Raw genomic sequence first — 20,346 nt, 5'->3', positions numbered from 1 at the left:
TCATCGTTGTCAATTCGTGGTCAAAAGCCCATTTTCGGGCGGTGCGTCGTGTCAGGCTTCCGCCATGGAAGATCAGGACGGTGCGTCCCCCCGGCACCTCGCGCTCGCGGCGCTCGCCCTGCCCGCGCTGGCCGCCGCCGCCACGGCCGGGCCCGTGCCGCACGCCGCGTCCACCCGGCCGTTCGGATTCTGGGCGGACGGCCGGTTCCTCGGAGCGGCGCTCGCGCGCGCGGCGGTCGTCGCCGGGCTGGTGCTCATCCGCCGCTGGCCCTGGACGCTGCTCGCCGGTGCGGTCCTGACGGTGCCGTCCCTGGCCGCACCGCACGTCGGCGTCCTGGCGGCGCGGCGCTGGTCGTCGGCGCGGCCCACGCCGGCGCCGTCGCGCCCCTGCTGCTGGCATGGACGGCGTCGCAGCACCGCCCGCTGGCCGCGCTGACGGCCGCGCTGGCCGGGCTCGCCGCCGGGGCCGTGTGCGGCGCGACGCGCTGCCGCGCCGCCTTCGCGTCCGGCGGGCTCGTGTTCGTCGCGCTCGGCCTGCTGGTCGCGCTGGCCGCGACCGGCGGGGAGACGAGCAAGATCGTCACGCAGGGCCGCTGGGTTCCCGCCGTGCTGCTGCTCGCCCTGCTCGTCGCCACACTGACCTGCGCGACCGCCGCCGCCGTGCCGCCCGCGCTGCGCACCGCCGGGGTGCCCGCCGCGCTCGGTCCCGTCGCCGCCGCCGTGGCGCTCGGCGGGCGCGAGACCGTCGCGCTGGCCCAGCGGGGGGACGGCTCCGCCCCGGTCGGCTACCTGGACGGCGTCCAGCACCCGATGCCGTCGATCCTCGTGCTGCTCGCCGCCGCGTTCGTCCTCGCCGCGCTGACCGTCGCCGGGCTGGCGGCGCGGCGCGGCGTCCCGGCGGGGGAGGCGGCGCCGTCCTAGGGTGGTCGGTGGAGGACGGGTGTATGTGGCGCGAGATCCTGGTGAGCGGTGTCTCGTACGGGGACAAGGCCGTGCGGACGATCCTCGTGTACGTCGCGCTGGTCGTGCTGTTGCGGTTCGTCGGCAAACGCGACCTCGCGCAGCTCAACAACCTCGACCTGGTCGTCATGCTGCTGCTGTCCAACGTCGTGCAGAACGCCATCATCGGGCCGGACAACTCGGTCACCGGGGCGCTGTTCGGCGCCGCCGTGCTGCTCGCCACCAACACCGTCCTGGACCGGGCGACGCTGCGCTGGCACCGGATCGGCCGCCTCCTGGAGGGCGGCACGACCGTCCTCGCCCGCGACGGCGCCTACCTGCCCCCGGCCCTCTCCCGCCTCGGCCTGCGCCGCGAGGACCTGGACGCCGAGGTGCAGCGCGCGGGCGGCGACGCGGTCACCGAGACGTCGGTCATCACGCTGGAGCCCGGCGGCACCGTCCTCGTCCGCCTCAACGACCGCGACCAGCCCGCCGACAAGGCCGACATCGACGAACTCCGCCGGGCCCTCACCCGGCTGGAGCGGGCGCTCGCCGCGCGGCCCTAGAACAGGGTGGCGTTCTCGACCGGTTCGGGCAGCGGCTCCAGGCCCGGGACGCGGGCGCGGACCTCGTCGTGGAAGCGGCGCGCCAGCGGCAGGGACTCGGTGTTGTCGGGCGTGTGGACGAACACCGTGGGGGAGCGGCCGCCACGCAGCCAGTCCGCGACGGTCTCCACCCAGTACGCCCAGCCCTCGACGGTGCGGTCCACGTCGTCGCGGCCGAGGTACCGCACGATCGGCCGGTCGGTCACGGCCGGGGCCCGGCGCGGGACGCGCGGCTTCTTCGCCCACGCCTCCCGTTCGGCGTCGCTCTCGGGCGGGCTCGCGAACATCACCGTGGTGTCGAACGGAACCCACTCGGCGCCCGCGTCCTCCAGGATCCTCCGCAGCGGCGCCGCAGCGCGCGCGTCCGCGAAGAACGCCGGATGCCGCACCTCGACGGCGTACCGGTGCCCGGACGGCAGCGCCCGCAGGAACGCGCCGAGCGTCTGCACCTCACCGGGCCCGAACGACGCCGGCAACTGCACCCACAGCGCGTGGACGCGCGGGCCGAGCGGCTCGATCGCCGTCAGGAACGTGCGCAGCGCGTCCTCGCCGCCGACGAGCCGGTGGTCGTGCGTGACGGGTTTCGGCAGCTTGAGCAGGAACCGGAAGTCCTCGGGCGTCTGCTCGGCCCACGTCTCCACGACGTCGCGCGCGGGCGTCGCGTAGAACGTCGTGTTGCCCTCGACGGCGTTGCACCACGACGCGTACGCCGCCAGCCGCTCCCGCGCGGGCAGCCCCTCCGGCAGGAACCGCCCCTGCCACGGCACATGCCCCCACATAGGACACCCCACATGAAGCCGCATGCCCCGACGCTACCGCGCCCGGAGCGGCGGAAACCCGCCCGCGTCAGGCGGGCGCGGCGACGAAGCGGTGGCGGAGCTCACCGATGCCCTCGATGCGGCTGGTGAGGACGTCGCCGGGTGCGAGGTAGCGCGGGGGGTTCATGCCGAAGCCGACGCCGCCCGGGGTGCCGGTGAACAGGAGGTCGCCGGGCAGGAGCGGCAGCGTCGCCGAGAGGCGGGCGACCAGATCGGGGACCGAGTGGATGAGACGGCTCGTGCGGCCGTGCTGGACCCGTTCGCCGTTGACGGCGCAGCTCAGCTCCAGGTCGGCGGCGTCGTCCAGTTCGTCCGGCGTGACGAGCCACGGCCCGGTCGGGCCGAAACCGGGCAGGGACTTGCCGAGGCTGAACTGCGGCGGCTGCGCCGCCATCTGGAGCACCCGCTCGGACAGGTCCTGCCCGACCGTGTACCCGGCGACGTACGCGGGGGCCTCGGCGGCCGAGACCCGGTGCGCCCGGCGGCCGATCACCGCGACGAGTTCGACCTCCCAGTCGGTGCGCCCGCCGGACGGCAGGACGACGTCGCCGCGCGGACCGGTCAGGCAGCTCGGGAACTTGGTGAAGACCGGCGGGTCTCCGGCGGGGGCGGCGAAGCCGGACTCGGCCGCGTGGTCGCGGTAGTTGAGGCCGACGGCGAGGACCTGCCGGGGCTCGGGCGACGGGGCGCCCAGATCGGCGGGGTCGAGCGGCACCGGGTCGGTCAGCGCGGCGCCGGCCGCCCACGCGGTGAACGCGTCCCAGTCGTCGTAGACCGCCTGGGGCGCGGCGGCGAACCGGCCGCCGCTGTTCTTCTCGACGTCGTGGGCGACTTCGGCGCCGGGGGCGCCGGTGACGATGACGAGCCGTCCCGCGAGGTTGGCGACGCGCATGGTGGTCCCTTCGGTTAGATATTTGATAACAGCGTGCCCACGCCGGAACGTCAGGTGCCGAGCAGCACGCCCATCGGGTCCGGCAGGCCCGCCTTCAGCGACCAGGCCCGCGCCGTCAGCTCGTCGACGGACGCTCCGCCGCGCCGGGCCGCCAGCATCTCCTCCGGGTCGAACGCCGGGCCCACCGAGTCGGCGGCGTACTCCGGGCCGCCCATGTACCGGGTGGCCTGGTCGGGCTCGGCGAAGTTGTCGACCTGCATCTCGACGAAGTTGCCGTCCGGGTCGCGGTAGTACAGCGACGTCGTCACCCCGTGCGCGATGCACACGGCCGGGCGGACGCCCGCGTCGCGCAGCAGGACGTACCGGTCGAGCAGGTCGTCCAGCCCGGCGAACGTGTAGGCGACGTGGTGCATGGCGGCCGTGTCGGGCGTCCTGGGGCGGATCGGGACCGGCGGGCTGAGCAGGGCGATCCGGTGGTGCTCCTCGTCGAAGGTGATGAACGTCAGCATGTCGTCCCCGTAGACGACGTGGCCGTCCAGCACGGTGCAGTACCAGTCCCGCAGCGCGGCGGGCCGTCCGGTCTGGAGCACCACGTGGGCGAACTTGGGGGTGGGCATCGGTGACCTCCTCCTGTGATCCGACCCACAGCGTATTTCGTATATTTGATAACAGCAAGGGTGGGCCGACCGATCGCTATAGTTGATAACCCGATCTCCAGGCCCCGGAAGGCGGAGCACGTGGCGGCACCTCGGGCGAAACTGCGGCCCATCACCTCCCGGTCGGTCGTGGAGCAGTCGACCGACGAGCTGCGCCGGGCCATCCTGTCCGGCGACCTCGCCCCCGGGCAGGACTACTCCCTGCGCGAGCTGGCCGACATGCTCGACGTCTCCTTCATCCCCGTCCGGGAGGCACTGCGCAGCCTGGAGAGCGAAGGACTCGTCGTCATGCGGCCCGGCCGCAGCGCCACCGTGACCCCCCTCGACCTGGACGACCTGCACGGCATCTACCGGCTCCGCCGCGTCGTCGAGCCGGAGATCGCCGCGCGGTCGTGCACGCTGCTCAGCGACGCCGAACTCGACCGGCTGGAGGCCGAGGCCGCCGGGTTCGGCGCCCGGGGCCACGGCATCGGCGACATCTACGACGGCCACCACGCGTTCCACTTCGCGCTGCTGGCCCCCGCGGCCACCGTCTGGGACGTGCGGCTCCTCACCACGCTGTGGCGGGCGGCGGAACGCTACGTCCGGATCGGCTTCGGCCGCCTGGACCCCGACCCGGACGAGCACCGGCGGCGCGGCCGGGCCCATCTCGACCTCGTCGCCGCCTTCCGCAGCCGCGACCCCGCGACCGCCTCGGACGCCGTCGCCGAGCACCTGGCGCGCAACGAGCGGATGGCGCTGGCCGCCCTCACCGACGGCTGACCGGTACCGGCGCCGTGCCCGTGACCGTCGCGAGCAGGGCCGCCGGGTCGGCGGGGGCGCCGTCGCCCGTCCAGGCGATCATCTGGTCGGGACGCACCAGCGCGAGCGACGCGCCGAGGCGGGCCGCCAGGCCGGTGGCGGTGACGTCCACGGTCGCCAGCGGGACGCCCTGCCGGCGGGCGGCGTCCTCGATCGTCTCCGGCGCCGCGCCGGGGCGCAGGACGAGCAGGGTCAGGTCCGGGCCGAGCAGGTCGTAGAGCGAGGCGCCGCCGGTGAAGGCGTGGGGGAGCCGCGTCCCGCACGCCGCGCCGTCCGGCAGGACGGGGGAGGCGGCGACGCGGACGTCCAGCACCAGGTCGAGCGCGTGGAACTCGGCGCGCTTGGTCCGCTGAATCCGCTCCCCGGCGGCCCGCCGCGCGGCGTCGCCCGCCGGGCCGCCGGCCTCCAGGTCGGCGGTGACGAGATCGGACGACAGCACCCGCATGTTCGCGGTCGCCTCCGCGATCACCCGTTCCTGGATCGGCCGCCGCTCGGCCTCGTAGCCGTCGAGCAGCGCGGGCCCGCCCCAGCCCCGCGCGACGGCCGCCAGCTTCCAGCCGAGGTCGACCGCGTCACCGATTCCGGTGTTCAGCCCGTGGCCGCCGAAGGGCGGGTTGAGGTGGGCGGCGTCACCGGCCAGGAAGACGCGGCCCCGGCGCATCCGGTCGACGATCTCCATCCGGGCCGTCCAGGGGTCGGTCGACAGCACCTCGGCCCGCACCGGGCGTCCCGCGACGGCGTCGATGAGGTCGTGCGCCGTCGCCTCGCCGGTGGCCCGGTCGACGCCGAACGCGATCGCCCACCAGGTGCCGGTCCGGTCGAGCGGACCGACGAGGGCGGGCGCCGTGCCGTTGACGACCCAGTACTGCACGGCCGGTCCGTGCGCGACGTGCCCGGCCAGCTCCGGGCAGGAAAACACCATGCCGAAGTTCGGGCTGAGCGCCCGGCCGCCCCGGTAGGCGGCGCCGATGCGCTCGCGGACGACGCTGCGCGGGCCGTCGCAGCCCACGACGTGATCGGCGGTGACGACGGCCTCGCGGCCCGCGTCGTCGCGCACGGTGACGCGCACGGAGTCGGCGTCCTGGTCGAGGTCCGTGACGCGCAGGCCGAGGGCGAGGGTGCACGGGTCCAGGTCGGTGACGGCCTCGCGCAGCACCTCCTCCAGCACGTACTGCGGCACCTGCTGGCCGGTCTCGGCGAACCGGTCGCCGTCCGGAGCGAGGCCGAGCACGCCGGTGAAGCGGGACAGTTCCCGGCCGGTCAGCGACGTGCAGAACACCACGTCCCGCGACCAGGAGACGGGCAGCGGCGCCCGCCGCCGGAGCCGGTCGGCCAGGCCCCAGCGGCGCAGGTGCTCCATCGTCCGCACGTTGACGGTCTTGCAGCGGGGCCGGGCGGTGGAGACGGTGGCGCGGGGCTCGACGACGAGGCAGCCGACGCCGCGCGTCCCCAGCTCGATCGCCGTGGCCAGCCCGACCGGCCCCCCACCCGCGACCAGCACCGGCACGCGCCCGGGCAGCGCGTCAATCGGCAACGGCGCCATCAGAAGACACCCCGCCCACCGACCTCGTACCGCGCACCACAACGCCGCCGCTGCCCCATATCCGGCCTCCTACCAGGGGTGGAAGAACACTCCGAGGCTAGACGCTATATGTTATAACAGCAAGGACGGCGCCCTCCGAAGCCTCAGCGCACACAAAAAAGGGCCCCGGAGCAAGCTCCGAAGCCCTTTCCTACCCGGTCGGGACGGCGGGATTTGAACCCACGACCCCTTGACCCCCAGTCAAGTGCGCTGCCAAACTGCGCTACGTCCCGGTGCCCTGCCGTAGCGGGCTTGATTACTGTAGCGCAGACTCCGGGTTGGTGCGTACTCGGTTGTGGGGCGGGTAGGGGCTCGGTGTCCGGCTTCGGGGGGTCGGGCAAGGTGGGGCAAAAAGCTGGGCTAGGGACGAAATTGTCGGGAGTCGCTGTTCCCTGACCTATGTACCTTTTCAGGGACGAGGTCATCTGCGGAACGGGGGCGAGGCGGTGACTGCTGGCGACGAGGCGGGCGTGCCGCCGGAGGGTTCGCCGGACGCGCCGGATGCCGGATTCGCCGAGCTGCGCGGGGCCGTCCGCGGCCGGGCGCTGATCGCCGAGGCGCGGGCCGCGCTGGCCGCCCGGCTCGGGGTGCCGACCGGGGAGGCGCTCCAGCACCTCATCTGGCTCGCCCGCGACATGGACCTCGAACTCGCCGACGCCGCCGCGCTCGTCACCAAGGCGCCGGGCGAGGAGAGCGAGGCGCCCGAGGGCACCGTCGCCGCCGTGGCGCGTCCCGCCACCACCGACGAGGAGCGGGCCCGGCTCACCGAGGACGCCGAGGCCGAGCGGGCCCGCATCCTGCGGTCGGTGTCGCAGGCCGACACCGACCACGACGCCGCCACGCTCAAGGAACTCCCCGACGACCCGGAGGCCCGCGTCCTGCTGACGGCCTCGCTGGACAGCGCCGCCCACCTGGTGCCGGTCCGGCGTCCCGACGGCCGCGTCTTCGACTTCCTGTACGCGGAGCTGAACGAGGGCGCCAGCGACCTGTTCGGACGGGGCCGCGACGATCTGCTCGGCCGCCGGCTGCTGCGCACCGACCCCGGCTCCGCGCTGTCGGGGGTGTTCGACTCCTACGTCAAGGTGCTGGAGTCGGAGGAGCCCTACCACGGCGGCCCGATGATCTATTCGACGGCCAAAGACGGCGTCGCCAAGTCGTCAAGGATGACCCTGCGCGCGGTCCGCGTCCCGACGGGCGTCTGCGTCACCTGGCGCTACCACTTCGAGGAGGACCGGGCCCGCCGCCGCCTCGACCGGGTGGAGCGGCTCGGCCGCCTGGGGTTCGGCGAGTGGGACCTGATCAGCGGCGAGGTCGAGTGGTCGAGCCAGATGGCCGCCAACTACGGCGTCTCCATGGAGGACGCGCCGTCCACGCCCGCCGAGCTGGCGAAGATCGTGGCGCCCGCCGACGTCCCGCTCATCGAGGAGGGGCTCCAGACGCTGTTCAGCCGCCTGGAGCCGGTCGAGGTCGAGCACCGCGTCGCCCTGACGGGCGGCCGGTACCGGCACCTGTGGGTGTTCGCCGAACCCGTGCTGGACAGCGGCGGCTACCCGGTGTCGGTCAACATCGTCTCGCAGGACATCACGCGCCGCCGCCGCATCGAGCGGGCGCTGACGCAGACGCGCCGGCAGATGCAGCGCCAGCAGGCCCGCACCGCCGAGCAGCAGCGTCTGGCGGTGACGCTGCGCCGGGCGATCCTGCCGGACGCGGCCGACGTGCGGCACATGCCCGGCCTGGAGATCGCGGTGCGCAGCCTGGCGGCCGAGAGCGCGGCGCGCATCGGCGGCGACTGGTTCGCGACCCGCATCCTCGTCGACGGCACCGACCTGTTCGCGATCGGCGACGTCGCCGGGCACGGCCTGCCCGCGACGGAGGCGATGGCGCGCAGCCGCAACGGCCTGCTGGGCCTGGCGTCCACGGGGGAGCCCCCGGGGCGGCTCGCGGGCTGGCTCAACGATCTCGTCATCGACATGGAGCCGACGACCGGCACGGCCGTGATCGCCCGGTTCGACCCGCGCGAGCGGCTGCTGAGCTGGTCGTCGGCGGGGCACCTGCCGCCGATCCTGCTCCGGGACGGCGCCGCGTATCCGCTGGAGGGCGAGCCCGACCCGATGCTGGGCGCCGTCCCGCACGTCGAGTACGCGACGCACACCCTCCCGCTGTGCCCCGACGACGTCGTCCTGCTCTACACCGACGGCCTGGTCGAGCGGCGCGGCGCCGACCTGGGCGACGGCATCGAACGCCTGGCGGGCCTCCTCCAGGACGGCCCGGCCGATCCGGGCCGCGTCGTCGACCGCGCCCTGCACGGCATGAACCCGGACCGCGCGGCCGACGACACGACCCTCTTCGCGGTCCGGGTGGAGTAGGCCGCGCTAGGCGCGGACGGAGCTGGACGCCACCGACGTGAGCAGGGTGCCGATGGCGAGGCCGGTGAGCCCGGCGATGATGGCCTGGGCGACCTGGCTCTCCAGGGAGACGCCGGTCGTGAACGGCCAGACGACGCCGACGATCGTGGCGAGCGCGACGATCCACGCGAAGAACTGGCGGGGGCTGGGCGTCGTCAGCATGAGCAGGTGCAGCAGGGCCGTGGCGGTGATCGCGGCGATGGCGCCGAAGACGGCGACGCCGAGGGCGGTGCCGTCGGCGACGCGGTCCTGCCCGGCGGGCAGCCAGACGGGGATGTCGAGCACGCCGCGCGCGACCAGCACGCCGACGACGCCGATGAACGCGGCGACGAGCGCGGTGGCGGCGCCGCCCGCCCACAGCCGCCCGGCGTTGACGCCGGGCCGGGGCCGGTCGCCGGGCGGTCCGGGGCGTTCGGGGTACTCGGGATACATGTTGCCGGTCTCGTAACTCATCGGTCCCCCCTCGCGAGCCATCGTTCCCGCAGGCGGGAGGACCCGACGCGGACGGCGGCAAAGCTTGATCGGGAGTTTGCCCCGTTCTTTCTAACAACCGTTTGGTAGAGTCGCGCCCGTGGCAGCGAACGGGACGTTCCGGGCCGAGGTCCGCGACTGGCTGAACGACGCCCTCACCGGCGCGTTCGCCCACGCCCGGGGCCTGGGCGGCCCCGGCCGCGAGCACGAGGCGTTCCCCGAACGGCTCGCCTGGGAACGGCACCTGGCCGCCGCGGGCTGGACCTGCCTCGGCTGGCCCGCCGAGCACGGCGGACGCGGCGCCACGCTGGCGGAGCAGGTCGTCTTCAACGAGGAGTACGCCCTGGCCGACGCCCCCGCCCGCGTCGGCCACATCGGCGAGAACCTGCTCGGCCCGACGCTCCTCGCCTTCGGCACCGACGAGCAGCGCGCCCGCTTCCTCCCCCCGATCGCCGCCGTCGAGGAACTGTGGTGCCAGGGCTACTCAGAGCCGGACGCCGGGTCGGACCTGGCCAACGTGCAGACCCGCGCGACCTTGGACGGCGGCACCTGGCGCGTCACCGGCCAGAAGGTGTGGACGTCGCTGGCCGCCGAGGCCGACTGGTGCTTCGCCGTCTGCCGCACCGAACCCGGCTCGGTCCGCCACCGGGGCCTGTCGTACCTGCTCGTCCCGATGCGGCAGGACGGCGTGGACGTCCGCCCCATCGTCCAGCTCACCGGCACCAGCGAGTTCAACGAGGTGTTCTTCGACGACGCCCGCACCGACGCGTCCTGCGTCGTCGGCGCGCCCGGCGACGGCTGGCGGATCGCGATGGCGACGCTCGGCTTCGAACGCGGCGTCGCCACCCTCGGCCAGCAGGTCGGCTTCCGCCGCGAGCTGACGGGCGTGATCGAGCTGGCCCGCCGCACCGGCGCGCTGGACGATCCGCTGCTGCGCGACCGCCTGGTCCGCGCCTGGATCGGGCTGGAGGCGATGCGCGCCAACGCCGTCCGCACGATGGCGGGCGCGGCGGACGGCGCGCCCGGTCCCGAGTCGTCGATCTCCAAGCTGGTGTGGGGCACCTGGCACCGCGACCTGGGCGAGCTGGCGATGGACGTCCTCGGCGCCGCCGGCATGATCACCGACGGCGAGCCGTACGACCTGAACGACTGGCAGCGGCTGTTCCTGTTCTCCCGCGCCGACACCATCTACGCGGGCTCCAACGAGATCCAGCGCACGATCATCGCCGAGCGCGTCCTGCGCCTGCCCCGGGAGGCCCGCCCATGACCCCGCCCTACGTCGCGGGCCACGGCCTGCTCGCCGGACGCGTCGTCGTGCTCACGGCGGCGGCCGGCGCCGGGATCGGCGGCGCCACCGCGCGCCGCTGCCTGGAGGAGGGCGCGGACGTCCTGCTGTCGGACGCGCACGAACGCCGCCTCGGCGCCGCCCGCGCCGAGCTGGCCGCCGAGTTCGGCGCGGACCGCGTGGACGCCCTGCCCTGCGACGTCACCGACGAGGCCCAGGTCCAAGCGCTGTACGCGCGGGCCCTGGACCGGTTCGGACGCTTCGACGTCGCCGTCAACAACGCCGGGCTCGGCGGCACGGCCGACCTCGCCGACATGACCGACGAGCAGTGGAACCGCGTCCTGGACATCACGCTGACCGGCACGATGCGCTGCACCCGCGCCGCGCTGCGGCACCTGCGCGGCCAGGGCGGGGGAGTGATCGTCAACAACGCGTCGGTGATCGGCTGGCGCGCCCAGCGCGGCCAGGCGCACTACGCGGCGGCCAAGGCGGGCGTGATGGCGCTGACGCGCTGCGCGGCGCTGGAGGCCGCCGCGCACGGCGTGCGGATCAACGCGGTGTCGCCGTCGCTGGCGATGCACCCGCACCTGGTCAAGGTGACGTCACCGGAACTGCTGGAGGAGCTGACGGCGCGCGAGGCGTTCGGCCGCTGCGCCGAGCCGTGGGAGGTGGCCAACGTTATCGTCTTCCTGGCCTCGGACTACGCGTCGTACATGACGGGCGAGGCCGTCTCCGTCTCCAGCCAGCACCCGTGAGGAACCGTTCCCGATGAGTCCACGACGGCGCGACGCCGAGGGCACCGCCGCCGCGCGCGTGCAGCGGCGGGCCGAGCTGCTCGCCACCGCCGCGCAGGTGTTCGCCGAGCAGGGGTACAACGCCACCACCGTCCGGAAGGTCGCCGACGCGGCGGGCATCCTCGGCGGCAGCCTGTACTACCACTTCGACTCCAAGGAGTCGATGGCCGACGAGATCCTGTCCACGTTCCTGCACGACATGTGGAGCGCCTACGACCGCGTCCTGGACGCGGACCTGGACGCCCGGGGGACCGTGCGCGCGCTCGTCGTGGAGTCGTTCCGCTCGATCGACCGGCACCGCTCCGCCGTCGTGATCTACCAGAACGAGTCGCGGCACCTGGCCGCGCAGCCCCGGTTCGGGTACCTGGCCGACTCGCACCGCAGGTTCGAGGAGATGTGGCGGACGCTGCTGGAGCGCGGCGTCAAGGAGGGCGCGTTCCGCCCCGACCTCGACCCCACCCTGATCTACCGGTTCCTGCGCGACACCGTCTGGGTCGCGGCGAACTGGTACCAGCGCGGCGGGCGGCTGTCCGCCGAGCAGATCGCCGAGCAGTACCTCGCGATGGTCCTGGAGGGCATCCAGGCGAGCGACCCTTAGAAGGAGACCGAGCATGGCCGAGGCGTACATCGTGGACGCGGTCCGCACCCCCGTCGGACGGCGCGGCGGCGGGCTGGCCGGGGCGCATCCCGCCGACCTCGGCGCGCACGTGCTGAAGGCGCTGATGGACCGGTCGCCCGCCGATCCGGCCGCGGTCGAGGACGTCGTGTTCGGCTGCGTGGACACCGTCGGCCCGCAGGCGGGCGACATCGCCCGCACCTGCTGGCTGGCGGCGGGCCTGCCCGAGGAGGTCCCGGGCGTCACCGTGGACCGGCAGTGCGGGTCGTCGCAGCAGGCGGTGCACTTCGCGGCGCAGGCCGTGCTGTCGGGCACGGCGGACCTGGTGGTCGCGGGCGGCGTGCAGAACATGTCGCAGATCCCGATCGGGTACGCGATGACGGCGGCCGAGCCGCTCGGCTTCGACCGGGGCCCGTTCGCCGGGTCCAGGGGCTGGCAGGCCCGGTACGGCGGACGCCCCGTCTCGCAGTTCCTCGGCGCCGAGCAGATCGCCCGCGACTGGGACCTGTCCCGCGACGCCATGGAGGAGTTCGCCCACACCTCCCACCGGCGGGCGAACACCGCGATCGACGAGGGCCGGTTCGCCCGCGAGATCGTCCCGTACGAGGGCGTGGACACCGACGAAGGACCCCGCCGCGACACCACGCGGGAGAAGATGGCGGGCCTCAAGCCGCTGGTGGACGGCGGCCGCCTCACCGCCGCGCTCGCCGCGCAGATCTCCGACGGCGCTGCCGCGCTGCTGGTGGCGTCCGAGCGCGCCGTCCGCGCGCACGGCCTGACGCCGCGCGCCCGCGTCCACCACCTGTCGGCGCGCGGCGAGGACCCGATCCGGATGCTGTCGGCGCCGATCCCCGCGACCGCGCACGCGCTGAAGAAGGCCGGGATGACGATCGGCCAGTTCGACGCCGTGGAGATCAACGAGGCGTTCGCGCCGGTCGTGCTGGCCTGGCTGAAGGAGACCGGCGCCGACCCGGCCCTGGTCAACCCCAACGGCGGCGCGATCGCGCTCGGGCACCCGCTGGGCGCGACGGGCGCGCGGCTCATGACGTCGCTGCTGCACGAGCTGGAGCGGACGGGCGGCCGGTACGGGCTCCAGACGATGTGCGAGGGCGGCGGCCAGGCCAACGTCACCGTCCTCGAACGGCTCTGAACCCGGCACCGGGTAGGTTCTCGCGCGTGGGAACTCTGCTCGACGGGCTGCGGATCGTGGAGGTCTCCAGCTTCGTCGCCGCCCCGCTCGGCGGGATGACGCTCGCCCAGCTCGGCGCCGAGGTGATCCGCGTCGATCCGCTGGGCGGCGCCGCCGACCGGGGCCGGTGGCCGCTGGCGCCGTCGGGCGCCAGCCTGCCCTGGACGGGCCTGAACAAGGGCAAGCGCTCGGTCGCGATCGACCTGCGCTCACCCGAAGGACGCGACGCCGTGACGCGGCTCGTCGCCGGCGCCGGGATCGTGCTGACCAACACGGTCGGGCGGGACTGGCTGTCGCACGCGGCGCTCGCCGCGCACCGTCCCGACCTGATCCACCTCCAGATCGAGGGCACCCACGACGGCGCCCCGGCCGTCGACTACACCGTCAACGCCGAGCTGGGGTTCCCGTTCGTCACCGGCCCGGAGGGCCACGGCGGCCCGGTGAACCACGTGCTGCCCGCCTGGGACGTGGCGTGCGGCCTGTACGCGGCGGTCGGCCTGCTCGCCGCCGAGCGCCGCCGCGCCCGCACCGGCGCGGGCGCCGCGATCCGGCTGCCGCTGCGCGACGTCGCGCTGGCGACGGCCGGCAACCTCGGGCTGCTGGCCGAGGCGCAGTTCGGCGCGGAGCGTCCCCGCGTCGGCAACCACCTGTTCGGCGGGTTCGGGCGGGACTTCGTCCTGGCGGACGGGCGGCGCGTCATGGTCGTCGCGCTGACGGCCCGGCACTTCGCCGACCTGGCGGCGGCGACCGGCCGGACCGGCGACGTCGCGGACCTGGCGCGCCTGCTGGGCGCCGACTTCACGGTGGACGGCGACCGCTACCGGCACCGCGAGGCGCTGGCGGCGCTGTTCGAGCCGTGGTTCGGCGCGCGCACCGAGGACGGGGTCGCGGCGGCGTTCACCGGCACGTCGGTGCTGTGGTCGCCCTACCGGCGCTTCACCGAGATCGACCTGGACACCCCGCTGCTCGCGGAGATCGACCAGCCGGGCGTGGGCCGCGTCCGCGCCCCGGCCTCGCCGCTGAACGCGGGCCCGCGCACGGTCCGGCCCGCCCCCGGCCTGGGCGCCGACACCGACGCCGTGCTGGCCGAGGCGGGCCTGGACCCGGCCGCGCTGCGGGCGCGCGGCGTCATCGCCTGAGCGGTCAGGAACCCGCGACGGCCCCGGTGCTCCCGAACGCCGTGTTCAGGCGGTTCTGGAGGTCGGTGAGCTTGCGCTGCACCTTGGTGACGCCCACGGCGCCGCCGGACATGCCGGTGGTGGCCAGCGCGATGTTGAGCACGGTGCCGCCGTCCTGCTGCGGGTGCACGAGCACCCGGTACTTGTAGTGGGTGCCGAAGGCACCGAGCAGCATCGCCTTGAGCGCGCTGCCCTTCTCGATGAGGCCCGAGCCCGGGCTCTCCCACGTCACGCGGAAACCGTCGGCCTCGACGGTCTCGGTGAGCAGCGGGACGACCTGCTCGGGCGTTCCGGCGGCGCGGATCTCGATCTGGCTGGCCACGGATGTGCTCCTTGGGGGGAAGGACGGGAGGCGGATCGGCCCCCGGTGTTCGTGCGCAGGAGCATTCCGGAAGGAACGGGAGCTGTCGAACGATTACGCTGGCGGCGATCATCGAGTAAGGGGTCACTGATGGATCGTCTCCAGCAGACGCACGGGCTCACCGCCGAGCAGCGCGAGATCGTCGCGACCGTCCGGACGTTCGCGGAACGGGAGATCCTTCCCGTCGCCGGCGACCTGGAGCGCGCCGACGCCTATCCCGAGCAGATCGTCGCCGGAATGCGCGACCTCGGCCTGTTCGGCCTGATGATCGGGGAGGAGCACGGCGGGCTGGGCGCGTCCCTGCTCACCTACGCGCTCGTCGTCGAGGAACTGGCCCGCGGCTGGATGAGCGTGTCCGGCATCATCAACACGCACTTCATCGTCGCCTGGATGGTCGCCCAGCACGGGACGCCCGCGCAGCGCGCGCACTACCTGCCGAGGATGGCGGCGGGCGACGTGCGGGGCGCGTTCTCCATGACCGAGCCCGGGTGCGGCTCCGACGTCGCCGCGATCCGCACCCGCGCCGTCCGCGACGGCGACGCCTACGTGATCGACGGCCAGAAGACGTGGCTCACCAACGGCGCCACGTCCTCGCTCGTCGCGACCCTCGTCAAGACCGACCCGGACGCCGGGCACCGGGGCATGACGACGTTCCTGGTCGACAAGACGCCCGGGTTCGGCGAGGTCGCGCCGGGCCTGACCGTGCCCGGCAAGCTGTCCAAGATGGGCTACCGGGGCATCGACACCACCGAGCTGGTCTTCGACGGGTACCGGATCGACGCCGGACAGATCCTCGGCGGCGTCCCCGGGCGCGGGTTCGCGCACATGATGGACGGCGTCGAGGTCGGCCGCGTCAACGTCGCCGCCCGCGCCTGCGGCATGGCCCGCCGCGCCTACGAGCTGGCCGTTGACTACGCGCGCCGCCGCGAGACCTTCGGCCGGCCGATCGCCGAGCACCAGGCCGTCCTGTTCCGGCTCGCCGAGATGGCCACCAAGGTCGAGGCCGCGCACCAGATGACGGTCATGGCCGCGCGCCGCAAGGACTCCGGCGAGCGCAACGACCTGGAGGCCGGAATGGCCAAGTACCTCGCGGGGGAGTACTGCAAGGAGGTCATCGAGGACGCGTTCCGCGTCCACGGCGGCTACGGCTACTCCACCGAGTACGAGATCGAGCGGCTGTACCGGGAGGCGCCGATGCTGCTGATCGGCGAGGGCACCGCCGACATCCAGAAGATGATCATCGGGCGGCGGCTGCTGGAGGGCTAGGCTGGCCGCCGGACGGCGGGAGAGGGGCTCGACATGCGCACACGGAACTTCCACGGCACCCCGGTCGGGGCGGTCGGGCTCGGCCTGATGGGGATGAGCTGGGCCTACGGCGCGTCCGAGCGGGACGACGACGCGTCGGTCGCGCTGATCCACGAGGCGCTGGACCTCGGCGTCACCTTCCTGGACACCGCGCAGGTCTACGGCGCGGGCCACAACGAGGAGCTGGCGGGCCGCGCGCTGGCGGGCCGCCGCGACGAGGCCGTGCTCGCCACCAAGACGGGCCTGGTCGCCGAGGGCGACGGGATGCGCCGCGACGGGCGGCCCGAGCACGTGCGGGCGTCGGCGGAGCAGAGCCTGCGGCGGCTGCGCACCGACGTGATCGACCTGTTCTACCTGCACCGCGTCGACCCGGCGGTCCCGCTCGCGGAGACGTGGGGCGCGATGGCCGACCTGGTGGCGGCGGGCACGGTGCGCCGCCTCGGCCTGTCGGAGGTGACGGTCGCGCAGGCCGCCGAGGCGCACGCGCTGCACCCGGTCGCGGCGGTCCAGTCCGAGCTGTCGCTGTGGACGCGCGACGCGCTCGGCGCCGAAGGCGGCCACGCGGGCGGCGGCCCGGACGCCGCCGGGACCGGCGGCGTCGGGGACGTCGTGGCCTGGTGCGCGGCGAACGGGGCGGCGTTCGTGCCGTTCTCCCCGCTCGGGCGCGGCTTCCTGACCGGCGCCGTCACGGCGGACGGCCTGGAGGACGGCGACTACCGCGCGGGCAATCCGCGCTTCCAGCGGGAGGCGGCCGAGCAGAACCGGCGCATCGTCGAGATCGTGCAGGCCGTCGCCGCCCGGCACGGCGCGACCGCCGCGCAGGTCGCGATCGCGTGGACACTCGCCCAGGGCGACCACGTGATCCCCATCCCGGGCACCAAGAAGTCCCGCTACCTGCACGACAACGCGGGCGCCGCCGCCCTCGACCTCACCCCGGACGACCTGGCCGAACTGGACGCCGTGCCCGCCGCCGCGGGCGCCCGCTACTAGGACGCGTCCGGCCGGAGCAGCGCGGCCTGCCGTTCGATGGCGCGGACGGCGTCGGTGACGATCCGGTCGATCAGGTCCGCGCACGACGGCAGGTCGTCCAGGACGGCGACGGCCTGCCCGGACGCCATGACGCCGAGGTCGGGGCGCCCGTCCACCATCGCGGCCCGCAGGAGCATCGGGGTGTTGCCCGCCATGATCACCTGTGACCACGACAGGTCCCGGCCGCGCCGCATCGCGCGGCCGTCGGTGAGCATCGCCCGCCACGACAGGCCCGACAGCCGCCGGAACGCCGCCGCGTTGCGCAGCGCGCGGGCCAGGCCGGACACGCGGCCCGCGCGCTCCAGCCCGTCCACCAGGTCGCTGCGCAGCACCCGGTGCGGCATCCCGTCCACCTGGCGGGTCACGACGGTCTCGGCCGCGCCCAGGTAGACCCGCTTGACCGCCTCGGGAACCGGGCTGTCGGCCGTGAGCAGGAACCGCGTGCCCATCGCGACGCCCGCCGCGCCGTAGGCCAGCGCCGCCGCCAGGCCGCGCCCGTCGAAGAACCCGCCCGCCGCGACGACCGGGACGTCCACCGCGTCCACGACCTGCGGCAGCAGCAGCGTCGTGGCGACCGGGCCGGTGTGCCCGCCGCCCTCGCCGCCCTGCACCAGCACCGCGTCCGCGCCCCACGCGGCGACCTTCTCGGCGTGCCGCCGCGCTCCCACCGACGGGATCACCACGACGCCCGCGTCCTTGAGCCGCGCGATCAGCTCGCGCCGGGGCGCCAGCGCGAACGACGCCACCCGCACGCCCTCGCGGATCAGCAGGGCGACGCGCTCGTCCGCGTCGGCGGCGTCGGCGCGCAGGTTGACGCCGAACGGCGCGTCCGTCCGCTCCCGGACCGCTCGGATCGCGGTCGCCAGCTCGGCGTGCGTCATCGTCGCCGACGCCAGGACGCCGAGCCCGCCCGCGTTCGCGACCGCCGACACCAGCCGGGGCCCGGCCACCCAGCCCATGCCCGTCTGCACGACCGGGTGCCGGACGCCGGTCAGCCGCGTCAGGGGCGTGTCGAGGACGGCGGTCACGCCGGGACCTCGCGCTCGCGCAGGCCGCCGGGGTCCAGGACGTCGCGGATGACGCGCAGCTCCTCGGCCGTGGGCGCCCGCGTCTCGGGCACCTCGTCCGGAACGCCCAGCGCGAACCCGGTCGCGGCGACGACGTCGTCCACGCCGACGCCCGGATGCACCGACCGCAGCCGCATCCGCCCGTCGCCGCCGAAGTCGAGCACGGCCAGGTTCGTCACGACGGCCCGGATCTCGTGCGCGCCCCGGTCGTGTCCGACGCCGCTGACGAAGTCCACGGCCTCGGTGAACACCCGCGTGGAGTGCCGGGGCACCCAGTAGCTCGTGGTGCTGAGCCGCGTGTTGCCCGGTCCGCCGCGCGACCCGAGAAGCTGCCGCGCCGGACGCTCCCACGGCCCGACGCACGAGATGTTGGTGTTGCCGGACGCGTCGATCTGGCTCGGCCCCATCACCACGTGCCGCCGCCCGTTGAGCACCAGCCACAGGTGGTCGCGGAACGGCAGCCAGCCCTCGACGGTCTCGGCCCGCCCGCCCAGCGGCACCGGTTCGGCGCTGAGCGCGGGACCGCCGTCGGTCGTCAGCAGGTCCGGCTCGAACGTGGCGCGAGCGAGCCGCGCCCCCAGCATCGGGACGAACCCGGCCACCGCCGCCGCGACGATCTCGCCGTCGCCCCGGAACAGCTCCGCGCACGCCACCGCGCACACCTCGGCCCGCGTCGCGCTCACGCCCGCTCCTCCCGCCAGGTTCGCACGGCGTCCTGGTAGGCGGTCTCGTCGCCGTCCAGGAACCGGGCGCGGAACCGCTCCCACTCGTCCGGGTCGGCCGCCGCGCGGGCGTAGAGCCGCTGGAACGGCTCGTCGCGGCCGTGGTCGGGCTCGCACGCGGTGAAGTGCGCGCCGCCCGGCGTCTCGACGACGCCCGCGACGTGCGAGCGGTTGACCAGCAGCGACTGGATCGGGCCCTCCTTGAGCAGGTCGCCGGTCGCGACGAGGCGTTCGCAGGCGACGTAGGTCCGCCCGGCGGCCTTGGCGAACAGGTCGTCCATGTACGGGTCGGGGCCGAGGTACTGGGCGTTGCCGCGCGCGTCGGCACGGTTGAGGTGCAGCAGCGCGACGTCGAGGCGCAGCGGCGGGACGGCGACCAGCTCGGTGCCGTCCTCGTAGGGCGACCGGACGGTCCGCAGGTGCGGGTTCACGCGGAGCACGTCCGAGCCGAGCCCGGCGGGCGTCGGCAGGAACGGCAGCCGGTGCGCCGCCGCGTACAGGCCGAACAGGAACATGCCCTCGTCGTACTCGGTCAGCTCGATCGTCCCGTTCTGCCGGGCCTGCCGGAAGTGCGGCTCCAGCGGGATCGAGTCGAGTGTGACGAACGCCGTCACCAGGCGGCGCACCTTGCCCGCCGCGCACAGCAGCCCGACGTCGGGACCGCCGTAGGACACGATCGTCAGGTCGGTCAGCGGCGACCGGCACAGGGCGCGCACGAGCGCCATCGGCTTGCGCCGCGATCCCCAGCCGCCGATGCCGATCGTCATGCCGCTCTCCAGCGACCCGACGACGTCCGCGATCGTCATGACCTTGCTCATCCGCCCGCCCCCCGCGCGACGAACGCGTCCCGGTGCGCGTCGCCCGCGCCGACGAGGTTCAGCTCGAACGTGAAGCCCTGCTCGAAGCGGTAGCTGCGGTGCACGTCCACCGGGTCGATGCCGTTCAGCGACTCCTTGGCCCGGCGGATCACGTACCGGTCCTTGGCGGCGATCACCCCGGCGACCTCCAGCGCCCTCGCGCGCAGTTCGGCGGCGGGCACGACCTCCAGCACCGACCCGTGCCGGTACAGCTCGTCCGCGCCGACGGTGCGGCACGTGTAGACCATCGCGCGCACGAGGTGCTGCGGGACGAGCCGGGCCAGGTGCGTCGCGGCGCCGAGCGCGCCCCGGTCGACCTCGGGGAGCCCGAACGTGGCGTCGTCGGCGGCGATCACCAGGTCCGCGTTGCCGACCAGCCCGATCCCGCCGCCCAGGCAGAACCCGTGCACGGCCGCGACGACGGGGACCTCGCAGTCGTAGACGGCGCCGAACGCGGCGTGGCAGCCCCGGTTCGCGCCGACGAGCGCGCCGTGGCCCGCGTCGCGCTGCATCTCCTTGATGTCGACGCCCGCGTTGAACCCGCGTCCGTCGGCGCGCAGCACGACGGCGCCCACCCCGGGGTCGCGGCCCGCGCGGGTGATCGCGTCCGCGAGGTCGAACCAGCCCTGAACGGGCAGCGCGTTGACGGGCGGGACGGCGACGACGATCTCGGTGACCCCGTCCGGGTGGGTCGTGGTGGAGATTCCCATACGCTACCTTTCCACCAAACATTTGTTAGAACTGAGAAGGTAGCAGAACGCCCCGGAAGGAGCG

The 20,346-nt window shown here is 74.5% G+C and carries 22 protein-coding genes and 1 tRNA gene; 12 read left to right on the top strand and 11 right to left on the bottom strand.

All coding sequences use genetic code 11. From position 1 onward, the window contains the following. Nucleotides 1–64: 64 nt before the first annotated feature. The 3 genes from C229_RS0120975 to C229_RS0120965 are packed head-to-tail and all read left to right on the top strand — an operon-like array spanning nt 65 to nt 1,505. Complete coding sequence (locus tag C229_RS0120975) at nt 65–436, top strand: hypothetical protein (RefSeq protein ID WP_018657071.1); 372 nt, start codon at nt 65–67, stop codon at nt 434–436. Nucleotides 437–468: 32 nt separating this feature from the next. Further along, nucleotides 469–921 (top strand): hypothetical protein, encoded by a 453-nt coding sequence (locus tag C229_RS0120970; RefSeq protein ID WP_018657070.1) that lies wholly within the window; start codon nt 469–471, stop codon nt 919–921. Between the two features lie 23 nt (nt 922–944). Continuing rightward, a complete protein-coding gene (locus C229_RS0120965; RefSeq protein ID WP_018657069.1) occupies nt 945–1,505 on the top strand; it encodes a DUF421 domain-containing protein in 561 nt (186 codons plus the stop codon). Here the strand turns inward: C229_RS0120965 and C229_RS0120960 are convergent. Genes C229_RS0120960 through C229_RS0120950 form a run of 3 tightly spaced genes read right to left on the bottom strand, consistent with a single transcriptional unit; the run spans nt 1,502 to nt 3,871 of the window. Further along, complete coding sequence (locus tag C229_RS0120960) at nt 1,502–2,347, bottom strand: DUF72 domain-containing protein (protein WP_033424636.1); 846 nt, start codon at nt 2,345–2,347, stop codon at nt 1,502–1,504. The two genes, C229_RS0120965 and C229_RS0120960, sit on opposite strands and share 4 nt — an antisense overlap. A 43-nt stretch (nt 2,348–2,390) precedes the next feature. After that, nucleotides 2,391–3,254: a fumarylacetoacetate hydrolase family protein gene (locus C229_RS0120955; RefSeq protein WP_018657067.1), complete on the bottom strand. Its 864-nt coding sequence runs from the start codon at nt 3,252–3,254 to the stop codon at nt 2,391–2,393. Between the two features lie 50 nt (nt 3,255–3,304). Then, a complete protein-coding gene (locus C229_RS0120950; protein WP_018657066.1) occupies nt 3,305–3,871 on the bottom strand; it encodes a VOC family protein in 567 nt (188 codons plus the stop codon). Between the two features lie 120 nt (nt 3,872–3,991). Between C229_RS0120950 and C229_RS0120945 the strand changes: the two genes are divergently transcribed. Beyond that, a complete protein-coding gene (locus tag C229_RS0120945) occupies nt 3,992–4,672 on the top strand; it encodes a GntR family transcriptional regulator (protein ID WP_051109038.1) in 681 nt (226 codons plus the stop codon). On the opposite strand, the gene C229_RS0120940 is transcribed toward C229_RS0120945, so the two are convergent. Both C229_RS0120940 and C229_RS0120935 read right to left on the bottom strand, forming a co-directional pair. Beyond that, nucleotides 4,659–6,254: an FAD-dependent monooxygenase gene (locus C229_RS0120940; RefSeq protein ID WP_018657064.1), complete on the bottom strand. Its 1,596-nt coding sequence runs from the start codon at nt 6,252–6,254 to the stop codon at nt 4,659–4,661. The genes C229_RS0120945 and C229_RS0120940 overlap by 14 nt on opposite strands. A gap of 198 nt (nt 6,255–6,452) precedes the next feature. Further along, nucleotides 6,453–6,526: transfer RNA gene (locus tag C229_RS0120935), tRNA-Pro, on the bottom strand. Nucleotides 6,527–6,739: 213 nt separating this feature from the next. Here C229_RS0120935 and C229_RS0120930 point away from each other — a divergent pair. Beyond that, nucleotides 6,740–8,659, top strand: coding sequence for a PP2C family protein-serine/threonine phosphatase (locus C229_RS0120930; protein WP_155884963.1), 1,920 nt, complete (start codon nt 6,740–6,742; stop codon nt 8,657–8,659). 6 nt (nt 8,660–8,665) lie between these two features. Here C229_RS0120930 and C229_RS0120925 read toward each other — a convergent pair whose 3' ends face one another. Further along, entirely contained in the window at nt 8,666–9,151 is a 486-nt protein-coding gene (locus C229_RS0120925; RefSeq protein ID WP_018657062.1) for a DUF6069 family protein, read from the bottom strand. 118 nt (nt 9,152–9,269) lie between these two features. Between C229_RS0120925 and C229_RS0120920 the strand changes: the two genes are divergently transcribed. From C229_RS0120920 to C229_RS0120900, 5 genes are read left to right on the top strand one after another with little or no spacing between them, the layout of a single operon-like run. Then, on the top strand, nt 9,270–10,436 hold the full coding sequence (locus C229_RS0120920; RefSeq protein WP_018657061.1) for an acyl-CoA dehydrogenase family protein: 1,167 nt from the start codon (nt 9,270–9,272) through the stop codon (nt 10,434–10,436). Beyond that, complete coding sequence (locus tag C229_RS0120915; protein WP_018657060.1) at nt 10,433–11,209, top strand: SDR family oxidoreductase; 777 nt, start codon at nt 10,433–10,435, stop codon at nt 11,207–11,209. Before C229_RS0120920 ends, C229_RS0120915 begins: the two co-directional genes overlap by 4 nt. A gap of 13 nt (nt 11,210–11,222) precedes the next feature. Continuing rightward, nucleotides 11,223–11,846, top strand: coding sequence for a TetR/AcrR family transcriptional regulator (locus C229_RS0120910; RefSeq protein WP_018657059.1), 624 nt, complete (start codon nt 11,223–11,225; stop codon nt 11,844–11,846). 13 nt (nt 11,847–11,859) lie between these two features. Continuing rightward, nucleotides 11,860–13,014 carry an acetyl-CoA C-acetyltransferase gene (locus tag C229_RS0120905; protein WP_018657058.1) on the top strand — a complete coding sequence of 385 codons (1,155 nt, stop codon included), beginning with the start codon at nt 11,860–11,862 and terminating at the stop codon, nt 13,012–13,014. A 26-nt stretch (nt 13,015–13,040) separates the two neighbouring features. Beyond that, nucleotides 13,041–14,192, top strand: a complete 1,152-nt coding sequence (locus C229_RS0120900; RefSeq protein WP_018657057.1) for a CoA transferase — start codon at nt 13,041–13,043, stop codon at nt 14,190–14,192. A 4-nt stretch (nt 14,193–14,196) separates the two neighbouring features. Here the strand turns inward: C229_RS0120900 and C229_RS0120895 are convergent, their stop codons facing one another. Beyond that, entirely contained in the window at nt 14,197–14,553 is a 357-nt protein-coding gene (locus tag C229_RS0120895) for a hypothetical protein (protein ID WP_018657056.1), read from the bottom strand. 129 nt (nt 14,554–14,682) lie between these two features. Between C229_RS0120895 and C229_RS0120890 the strand changes: the two genes are divergently transcribed. Both C229_RS0120890 and C229_RS0120885 read left to right on the top strand, forming a co-directional pair. After that, nucleotides 14,683–15,858 (top strand): acyl-CoA dehydrogenase family protein, encoded by a 1,176-nt coding sequence (locus C229_RS0120890; RefSeq protein WP_018657055.1) that lies wholly within the window; start codon nt 14,683–14,685, stop codon nt 15,856–15,858. Between the two features lie 33 nt (nt 15,859–15,891). Next, complete coding sequence (locus tag C229_RS0120885) at nt 15,892–16,887, top strand: aldo/keto reductase (RefSeq protein WP_018657054.1); 996 nt, start codon at nt 15,892–15,894, stop codon at nt 16,885–16,887. Here the strand turns inward: C229_RS0120885 and C229_RS0120880 are convergent. From C229_RS0120880 to C229_RS0120865, 4 genes are read right to left on the bottom strand one after another with little or no spacing between them, the layout of a single operon-like run. Further along, the gene (locus C229_RS0120880) at nt 16,884–17,954 is read right to left on the bottom strand and encodes an NAD(P)H-dependent flavin oxidoreductase (protein ID WP_018657053.1); all 1,071 of its coding nucleotides are present in this window, start codon (nt 17,952–17,954) and stop codon (nt 16,884–16,886) included. The genes C229_RS0120885 and C229_RS0120880 overlap by 4 nt on opposite strands. Next, nucleotides 17,951–18,676 carry a CoA-transferase subunit beta gene (locus C229_RS0120875; protein ID WP_018657052.1) on the bottom strand — a complete coding sequence of 242 codons (726 nt, stop codon included), beginning with the start codon at nt 18,674–18,676 and terminating at the stop codon, nt 17,951–17,953. Before C229_RS0120875 ends, C229_RS0120880 begins: the two co-directional genes overlap by 4 nt. Then, nucleotides 18,673–19,533, bottom strand: coding sequence for a CoA transferase subunit A (locus tag C229_RS0120870; protein WP_026314004.1), 861 nt, complete (start codon nt 19,531–19,533; stop codon nt 18,673–18,675). Before C229_RS0120870 ends, C229_RS0120875 begins: the two co-directional genes overlap by 4 nt. Then, nucleotides 19,530–20,282, bottom strand: coding sequence for an enoyl-CoA hydratase family protein (locus tag C229_RS0120865; RefSeq protein WP_018657050.1), 753 nt, complete (start codon nt 20,280–20,282; stop codon nt 19,530–19,532). Before C229_RS0120865 ends, C229_RS0120870 begins: the two co-directional genes overlap by 4 nt. Nucleotides 20,283–20,346 lie beyond the last annotated feature (64 nt).

Origin of the sequence: Actinomadura flavalba DSM 45200 (genome assembly GCF_000374305.1) — a bacterium.
GTDB classification, from domain to species: domain Bacteria; phylum Actinomycetota; class Actinomycetes; order Streptosporangiales; family Streptosporangiaceae; genus Spirillospora; species Spirillospora flavalba.
The sequence above is the reverse complement of the archived record's forward strand: the minus strand, read 5'-3'. Positions and strand labels throughout refer to the sequence as shown.

Coding starts and splice junctions, on each gene's coding strand:
- C229_RS0120975 (WP_018657071.1), top strand. CDS start 65: ATGGAAGATCAGGACGGTGCGTCCCCCCGGCACCTCGCGCTCGCGGCG.
- C229_RS0120960 (WP_033424636.1), bottom strand. CDS start 2,347: ATGCGGCTTCATGTGGGGTGTCCTATGTGGGGGCATGTGCCGTGGCAG.
- C229_RS0120870 (WP_026314004.1), bottom strand. CDS start 19,533: ATGAGCAAGGTCATGACGATCGCGGACGTCGTCGGGTCGCTGGAGAGC.
- C229_RS0120865 (WP_018657050.1), bottom strand. CDS start 20,282: ATGGGAATCTCCACCACGACCCACCCGGACGGGGTCACCGAGATCGTC.
- C229_RS0120965 (WP_018657069.1), top strand. CDS start 945: ATGTGGCGCGAGATCCTGGTGAGCGGTGTCTCGTACGGGGACAAGGCC.
- C229_RS0120915 (WP_018657060.1), top strand. CDS start 10,433: ATGACCCCGCCCTACGTCGCGGGCCACGGCCTGCTCGCCGGACGCGTC.
- C229_RS0120940 (WP_018657064.1), bottom strand. CDS start 6,254: ATGGCGCCGTTGCCGATTGACGCGCTGCCCGGGCGCGTGCCGGTGCTG.
- C229_RS0120885 (WP_018657054.1), top strand. CDS start 15,892: ATGCGCACACGGAACTTCCACGGCACCCCGGTCGGGGCGGTCGGGCTC.
- C229_RS0120955 (WP_018657067.1), bottom strand. CDS start 3,254: ATGCGCGTCGCCAACCTCGCGGGACGGCTCGTCATCGTCACCGGCGCC.
- C229_RS0120950 (WP_018657066.1), bottom strand. CDS start 3,871: ATGCCCACCCCCAAGTTCGCCCACGTGGTGCTCCAGACCGGACGGCCC.
- C229_RS0120925 (WP_018657062.1), bottom strand. CDS start 9,151: ATGAGTTACGAGACCGGCAACATGTATCCCGAGTACCCCGAACGCCCC.
- C229_RS0120910 (WP_018657059.1), top strand. CDS start 11,223: ATGAGTCCACGACGGCGCGACGCCGAGGGCACCGCCGCCGCGCGCGTG.
- C229_RS0120890 (WP_018657055.1), top strand. CDS start 14,683: ATGGATCGTCTCCAGCAGACGCACGGGCTCACCGCCGAGCAGCGCGAG.
- C229_RS0120905 (WP_018657058.1), top strand. CDS start 11,860: ATGGCCGAGGCGTACATCGTGGACGCGGTCCGCACCCCCGTCGGACGG.